This is a genomic window from Lysinibacillus parviboronicapiens (genome assembly GCF_003049575.1).
GTDB classification, from domain to species: Bacteria; Bacillota; Bacilli; order Bacillales_A; family Planococcaceae; genus Lysinibacillus; species Lysinibacillus parviboronicapiens.
Map to the genome: position 1 here is coordinate 72512 of NZ_PYWI01000020.1, position 7953 is coordinate 80464.

At 34.4% G+C, this 7953-nt stretch carries 6 protein-coding genes; 2 read left to right on the forward strand and 4 right to left on the reverse strand.

Annotation, left to right across the window (positions count from 1 at the left end):
• Positions 1–7: 7 nt before the first annotated feature.
• Both C9J35_RS16435 and C9J35_RS16440 read right to left on the reverse strand, forming a co-directional pair.
• Positions 8–1504, reverse strand: a complete 1497-nt coding sequence (locus C9J35_RS16435; protein WP_107925327.1) for an ABC transporter permease — start codon at positions 1502–1504, stop codon at positions 8–10.
• A gap of 13 nt (positions 1505–1517) precedes the next feature.
• A complete protein-coding gene (locus C9J35_RS16440; RefSeq protein WP_107925328.1) occupies positions 1518–2948 on the reverse strand; it encodes an ABC transporter permease in 1431 nt (476 codons plus the stop codon).
• Between the two features lie 122 nt (positions 2949–3070).
• Here C9J35_RS16440 and C9J35_RS16445 point away from each other — a divergent pair, with 122 nt between their 5' ends.
• Together C9J35_RS16445 and C9J35_RS16455 are read left to right on the forward strand one after the other, a co-directional pair.
• Complete coding sequence (locus tag C9J35_RS16445; RefSeq protein ID WP_107925329.1) at positions 3071–4810, forward strand: ABC transporter ATP-binding protein; 1740 nt, start codon at positions 3071–3073, stop codon at positions 4808–4810.
• Positions 4811–5824: 1014 nt separating this feature from the next.
• Positions 5825–6295: a thermonuclease family protein gene (locus C9J35_RS16455; RefSeq protein WP_438941213.1), complete on the forward strand. Its 471-nt coding sequence runs from the start codon at positions 5825–5827 to the stop codon at positions 6293–6295.
• Positions 6296–6628: 333 nt separating this feature from the next.
• Here C9J35_RS16455 and C9J35_RS16460 read toward each other — a convergent pair whose 3' ends face one another.
• Both C9J35_RS16460 and C9J35_RS24890 read right to left on the reverse strand, forming a co-directional pair.
• Positions 6629–7162 carry a hypothetical protein gene (locus tag C9J35_RS16460; protein WP_054768164.1) on the reverse strand — a complete coding sequence of 178 codons (534 nt, stop codon included), beginning with the start codon at positions 7160–7162 and terminating at the stop codon, positions 6629–6631.
• Between the two features lie 696 nt (positions 7163–7858).
• Complete coding sequence (locus C9J35_RS24890) at positions 7859–7951, reverse strand: IS3 family transposase (protein ID WP_369122296.1); 93 nt, start codon at positions 7949–7951, stop codon at positions 7859–7861.
• Positions 7952–7953 lie beyond the last annotated feature (2 nt).

Here is a 7953-nt window from a genome sequence, read left to right on the forward strand (position 1 = left end):
AATTTTTCTAATTTGTTTTTGGATCTAAAGCATCTCGTAAACCATCACCTAAGAAGTTAAAGGACAGGACGAGAAGCATAATACAAAGACCTGGGAAAATAGCAACATAGGAATGTGTCTCCAGGTACGTACTACCAACCTTTAAAATGTTTCCCCATTCAGGAATGTGTGGCTCAATACCAAGCCCTAAAAAACTTAAACTACTTGTTGAAATTACTGCTCCACCAATTGTTAATGTGGCTTTGACAATCATTGGTGCTAAAGAGTTCGGAACAATATGCTTAAAGATGATTGCTGCATCAGAAGCCCCTAGAGCTCTAGCGGATTCAACAAATTCATAATTCGAAAGCTGCATCACATTTGCTCGCATAGTGCGTGCATATGTTGGGATTGCTCCAACGCTCAGTGCGATGATTAGATTAATGGTATTGGCACCAAAGGCGGCAATAATAGCAATAGCAAGTAATATCCCAGGGATTGCATACAAAATATCAAGACTGCGCATGATGATGTTATCTGTCGCTTTCCCATAGTAGCCGGAAAATGCACCAAGAGCCCCACCAACTAGCGCTGGGATAATTGTTGAGAAAAATCCGACAATTAACGAGATTTGCGCGCCAAACACGATACGAGAAAATAAGTCACGACCGTAATTATCAGTTCCAAGTGGATGCTCCAATGATGGTGTTTGTAACAATGCCCCATAGTTATTTTTAGTTGCAAAGTCATAATCAAACGTCCAAGAACTTGTTACAGATAATGAAAAGATAAAGACTATGAAAAATAATCCAAATACCGCCATCGTGTTACGTAAAATCTTTTGCCACATTTTTTGCCATTTTTCAATGGCCGATGGATTAGTTTTTCTAGCCTTTTGAATGAGGCTAAATCCTAGCAAAGTTGCAAATAGATTACCTGTAAATGTCGCAATGACAAGCAAGATACCAGGTACGATCATCCATTTAGGGGCGTCCTTTGCCGTAACAAATTTTGTACAAAGGACTAATAGCGCAAGATAAAAAATAGCAAGTATTAAAAATAACCCCATTGCTACTAGAAATGTATCTGTTACATAGGATTTAAATAAATTCAAAGCTGAAATACCGATAATAAATAGCTGCGTAATAAATGCATAGGCTGCAAAAGTATATTCAGCGGTCTTTGTTTTTGACACGAGCATAAAAGCAAAAGAGACTGAAAAAATATTGCCAGAAGCAATAGTCAACAACAGAGGGAAACCAAACAAGCGCGTTGTTTTTTGTATGTCACCAAATTTTGCTAAATCACTCTTGATACGCAATGTCAGAAAGCCAACATAAACTGTCGTTATTATATAAACAAAGAAAAAAAGTAAAATAATTGGTCGCCAGCTTTGACTAGAAAAATTGTAGCTATAAGCCAGAAATAATAAAGAAAACAGTAAGGAAAAGACAAATGTAAAATGTGCATTGACATATTCCTGTGTAATTTTCAAAAGTAGTTTGACATGTACGATAGTTTTCACAGGTAATCCTCCTTTAAGACTTCTTCATTTTCGAGCGAATACGTGGATCGAAATAGGCATACAGAATATCGATCAATAAATTGACAATAGAAATGGTAATGGCAATGTACACTACGCCACCGAGGATGGCTGGAATATCGGGTATAAATTGCTTATCAACGATATAGCTACCAATTCCACTAATATTGAAAACCTTCTCTGTAACTGAAGCCCCTCCTAACATTCCACCGAAGAGAAGTCCAATCACCGTGATAATCGGAATCATGGCATTGCGTATTGCATGTTTTGTGATAACTTTATATTCATTTAAACCTTTTGCTTTGGCAGTAATAATATAGTCTTCATGAATAACTTCGAGCATACTGGACCTTGTCATCCGGGCAATGGATGCCGTAATAGAAGTACCCAAGACGATAACAGGCATCAAGAGTGATAGCCTGTTTTGTGGGTTATACGTGGCTGGAAACCACTGTAGCTTTAACGCGAAAGTTAAAATGAATAGTAAACCTTGCCAAAAGCTTGGAATCGATAATCCAATTAACGCAATGAACATAAATGTGTAATCCAAATAAGAATTTGGGCGGACTGCTGATATAATGCCAACTGGAATGGCTATAGCAATGGCCATTAGTAGTGATAATAGGGCAATTTCAAGGGTGATAGGAAATTTATTGGCGATGCTATGTGTAATATCTTCTTTCCCAGCAAATGATGTACCTAAATCAAATGTGAAAAGTCCTGAAAGTGCATGCCAGAGCTGTGATAAATAAGGTTGATCCAAGCCATAAATACGATTAAAGTTTGCAACTTGAGCAGGCGTTGCCTCCACTCCGAGTAAGTTTCTCGCTGGGTCAAACGGCGACAAATATAAAATCGTAAAAACGAGAGTAGCAACACCTATAATTACGATGAAGCTTTGTAAAATTCGTTCAATAACATATTGTAGAAATGGATTCGCAAACAATAGTAGCAATACATAAAATAAAATTGCTGGTACAAACGTGATGGCTATAAAACTTTGTTTTTTCAGTTGCTGGCCAAAAAACTGTAAATAGGATTGCTTATAGAGGCCTTCATTGGCTAAATCTTTTTCGACTATTCGTTGAAGCTTTGCTTCTGCTAAAGAAGTAGCTGATGTTTGTAACTGCTGTTCAGACAATTGTTCACCGAAAAAGCGAGCCTTGGCTTGCTCTTGTTCTACAAATGCACATTTCCACTTTGTGTAAGACCCATTTTCTTTATAGTGCTGACATTGTTGCTCAAACCTCTGCTTGTATACGTGTGAATTTTTTCTTTTGCGATATAAGAAATATGTAAATGGATGTACTAAGATACTTAAGAGAAAGAGTAACAACATATAGGGTCGTAGATGCATAAGCTTTTGATAAACTGTAAAAAAGAATACATGTTCCTTTGTTGTTGAACGATTTTTTAAAATAACCATGCATTTCCTCCAAACGTAAATGACATAAAAAGCATTATATTGTATAATTCCTATCAGTATTGTAAAGTATGAATTATACATGATATTAAGTCAATCATAAAATTTAAAAAAGGGTGGATTGAATGAGTGAAAAGCTTCTAGAAATCAACAATCTTCGCGTGTCCTTTATTACTGGCGAGACAGAATTTGAAGCAGTAAATGGTGTTAGTTTTCATGTAAATAAAGGTGAAACACTCGGAATAGTAGGAGAGTCAGGTAGTGGGAAAAGTGTAACGGCTCGTTCCATTATGCGTTTATTACCATCACCACCTTCATTTTTAAAATCGGGAGAAATTCTTTTTCACGGACAAGAGATTACTGCCCTAAGCGAAAAGCAGATGGAAACTATACGTGGGCAAGACATAAGTATGATTTTTCAAGATCCAATGACATCTACAAACCCTACCATTCGAATAGGAGAACAAGTCGCTGAAAGTTTAAGAAAGCACCAATCATTATCAAAAGCGGATGCTTATAAGCAAACACTAGAATTATTAAGGCTTGTAGGAATCCGAGATGCAGAACAACGCTATAAACAATACCCACATGAATTTTCGGGTGGTATGCGTCAACGGGTTATGATTGCGATGGCATTAGCCTGTAAGCCGTCTTTACTGATTGCAGATGAACCTACAACAGCTCTAGATGTCACTATTCAAGCGCAAATACTAAAATTAATGCGTGATATGCAACAGAAGATGGGTACTTCCATTATTTTAATTACACATGACTTGGGTGTTGTTGCTGGCATGTGTGATCGGATTATTGTCATGAAGGAAGGCGAGATTGTTGAGCAAGGTACGACAGAGGAAATTTTTGCGAATGCCCAGCATCCTTATACAAAAAAACTGCTGAATGCTTTACCAAAATTACATGAGAAGAAACAGCCAAAACCATTAGCAAATATCTCAGCAGGAATAGACGCAACGAAACCATTAATTCAAGTAGAGCGTCTTTCAAAGGAATTCGAGTTAGGACGTGGTCAAACAGTAAAGGCGGTTAATGATCTATCATTCCATATTTACCCTGGAGAAACATTAGGGCTTGTAGGTGAATCAGGCTCAGGTAAATCTACTACAGGACGTACAATTTTGCAGTTGCATCAACCTACGAATGGCGAAGTTTTATACCAAGGGGTGCCAATTACAAGACTATCAGCAAAGCAATTAAAAGCGATGCGGCGTCATATGCAGATTATTTTCCAAGATCCATATTCTTCATTGAATCCTCGAAAAAAAATAGTAGATATTGTTGGAGAGGCGCTAGATATTCATAAACTTGTGAAAACAACTGAGGAACGTCAACAACGAGTAGAACATTTACTTGAACTTGTAGGTTTAAGCAAAGAACATGCAATGCGTTTTCCCCATGAGTTTTCAGGTGGTCAACGCCAACGTATAGGAATTGCACGAGCATTAGCTGTTGAACCGAATTTCATCGTTTGTGATGAACCACTATCTGCGCTAGATGTATCGATTCAAAAGCAAATTGTCGATTTATTAAAAGATTTACAGCAACGTCTTGGCTTGACATACTTATTCATTGCACATGATTTATCAATGGTTAAGCATATAAGCGATCGTGTGGCTGTCATGTACGGTGGGAAAATTGTTGAGCTTGCAGAAAGTGAGGAGCTATATACGAATCCACAGCACCCTTATACACGTGCATTGCTGCAATCTATTCCTATTCCAGATCCAGCAATAGAAAAAAGAAAATATGCGGATGCAGGGAGTGAAGAAACACAAGTACAATATGATGTAGAAAACAGTGAACTCGTTGAAGTGTCCCCTAATCATTGGGTTGCAATAACATCTACATAACTTGAATGTAGTAGATTGATATTTTACAATAGAAACAACGTGAAATTATTTTCAATCAGTGGGGTCTTTTCCACATCTCCGCAGATGATTAGCTGAACCAATCAGACTGATATAGGTCGCTTGCTGTACTTCAGTAAATATCTAAGTGGATAGGGCTACTGTTAAAGCATGATGATGACAAATAGTTGTAAGGTAACTACTACATGAATATATAAAAGCTTATGATGGCTTATCTATATAAAACTGTACATATTTATATGTACATCATAAATTTAAGGAATGGTTGTTTACCCATGTTTTAGTGCCACTACACCAAAATAAATAGTAAGGGCGCTAAATGAAAAGGTATGGAATTTATTTGGCATAAATATAGGTCACTTAATTAGATAGATGTTAAAAATCTTCGGTTTAATATAACTGAAGATTTTTTGTTAAGAAAACAATACTTTTATCAATCTGTTTATTAACAGCAGATTGATAAAAGTATTGGAAAATATAAGAGAAAATCAAAATTTGTTGTGATAAAGGTGAACTTTATTTAATAATAGGTTCTAAACAGTGTATTATTATACAAATAATACATGATTAACGTGAGGGTGAAATAAATGAAACAATCAGATATTAAAACACTAATAACTAGTGGTACAATAATACTTGCTGTTGTTTTATATTTAATATTTAAATAAAGATTTCTATCTTCGGTTTTTGAGACTGAAGGTTTTTTTATGTAAGGAGATAATTAAATTATTATTGAAAAATTTTTAGGAGCAAATAAATCAAATTCATTGTGATATTAATGTATTGATAATAGACTTAAATAAGATATTAATGAATGCTGAAGAGAGGTACGAAAAATGAGTGACAAAGATATTAAGACGCTAATTACAAGTGGCACAATTATTTTAGCTTTTGTATTATATTTGATATTCAAATAAATTTAAGATCTTCAGTTTTAATTTAACTGAGGATTTTTAGTTTTATAAAGGGATATAGGTTAGAAAGTAGGGTGTACATTTGAAGAAATTTATTTTTGCTATATTCATTTCTACATTGGTTCTGAGTGCATGCACAGAAGAAGCTAGTACGAATATTATTGAGAATGAAGATATAGAGGGTCTTATATCATCAACGTTAGAAAATGCTGAGAAATACGATGTAAGTAGGTTTGAAGAATTTGAGCTAGAAAATGTAATTGACGGTGATACTATAAGAATAAAATATAATGGTAGTTCCGAAAAGGTTAGGTTTTTACTTGTGGATACCCCTGAAACTAATCATGAGACATTAGGAGAGCAACCGTATGGACCACAAGCTAAAGAATTTACTAAGCAACTATTAGCTGGTCAAGATACAGTATATTTAGAATTTGATGTTTCTTATCGTGATAAATATAAAAGACTACTCGCCTATATTTATACCAAAGAGGGTATAAGTGTTCAAGAGCAGTTATTGAAACATGGATTAGCACGTGTGGCCTATTTATGATTACTTATAAATGTGTCCAAAGCTTAAAAAGCTATTATAATAAAGGGGAGATTACAGAAATCTACAGAAATTAATAATGGACACTATTCAACATGCAAAGTGTTTTTTTATTAGGAGAATGTTTGGACATTATTGTGAGTTATTTTATTCAACAAACGGGCCATATTATTGAATAACAACCTTTTATGATATGTTACCAAACGACGCTTTGGGGATGTTTGTATATTAACTTCAACGTAGAATATGTCGAGTTAGTGCTCTTCATATCTCGGTCGTACCAAGAGCTGAGGGCTTGAAAAAGAGTAGGCACATAAATTTATGTGCCTACTCTTTTTATGGTTGATATACAAATCTTAATGTTTGTTTTGTGTAATAAATATAAGTAATTACTGATAAACTTGGCGCAACACCACTTGCATATACAGTTACTACATAAGCATGGTCACCTGTAAGAGCTGCTTCTGCTAGTTTTGTAGGCCCATGGTTAAATGCTTTGGCAACTGCTATTGAGACACCCCCGCCTGTAGGTATTGCAGCAGCTTCAATTATATCAAGAATAGCCATCTGTAAGCTTTGTCTATCTTTCATATCGTTTAAAACTTTATTACTTAAATAGCCCTGATGTTTAATAGGCTTATCTACTTCAATTACTGCGTAACCATTAAATGGTTCAATAAGGGTATCATTCAAAGGATTTAAACTTAAGTTATTATCCAAATCAACTTCAATTACTGTATGAGTAATATTTTCTTCAACATAGGAATTTTCTTCAGCGTTGGAATTTTCCGAAAAATAAATTACACTTAATAAAAAGATGGTAACGAAAGAAGTTAAAAATTTGAAATAGTTACTAGTTTTAACAGTCATACACTTTTCCTCCAGTACTTTTTTACAATATATCCATAATTTACATTATTAATGATAAAATGTAAATAGAAAGGAGGCTAGAATCTTATGAAATTATATTTGATGATTATGTTTTGGAGTTCAATTTTGGTGTTAGCTATTCTAATTATTAAAGATTATCAAAATAATGTTAATCCGTTTACCGAACCTCTCACTGCTCTTGTGTATTTAATAATTATTTTTTGGATTATATTTTTTTCTATAATGTATTTCACAAAGTATAAGAAAATTAAAATGGATTAGAAGTTGCTACTCTTACTCTTTTTTATTTATTCCCTTTCTTCTAGCCAACTGTAGAAGGCTGATAGAATATCGCTGTTTTTTAGTAAATATAATATAAATTTCAAATAAAAAAACGTTCTCAAATGAAAGTTTGGAAACACGCTTAAAATCCACGAAACGTTGTAATATCAGCGTTTCGTGGATTTTCCTTTGAATATTGTTTATACAGCTTTTTATGCAAATATATAAACAGGGCTACGATAGTACTTTTCAAGATTATGTAGAGTGTGTTATCTGAATAATAACCTGTATATTTGACGCTTTAAAACTGCATTTTTTATCGTTCCTATATTTCAATTACAGGGCCTTTAATTGAAAAACGATATTCAACAATCGGGCGCATTTCGGTAGTGACCCCTTAAAGTTAGAGTTTTATTATGCAGCTAATTGGCTGGCATGTTTTCGGTAATTTACCGGACTCATGCCGGCCAGTTTTTGTTTAATACGAACATTATTATAATAATTGATAT

Coding starts and splice junctions, on each gene's coding strand:
- C9J35_RS16440 (WP_107925328.1), bottom strand. CDS start 2,948: ATGGTTATTTTAAAAAATCGTTCAACAACAAAGGAACATGTATTCTTT.
- C9J35_RS16445 (WP_107925329.1), top strand. CDS start 3,071: ATGAGTGAAAAGCTTCTAGAAATCAACAATCTTCGCGTGTCCTTTATT.
- C9J35_RS16460 (WP_054768164.1), bottom strand. CDS start 7,162: ATGACTGTTAAAACTAGTAACTATTTCAAATTTTTAACTTCTTTCGTT.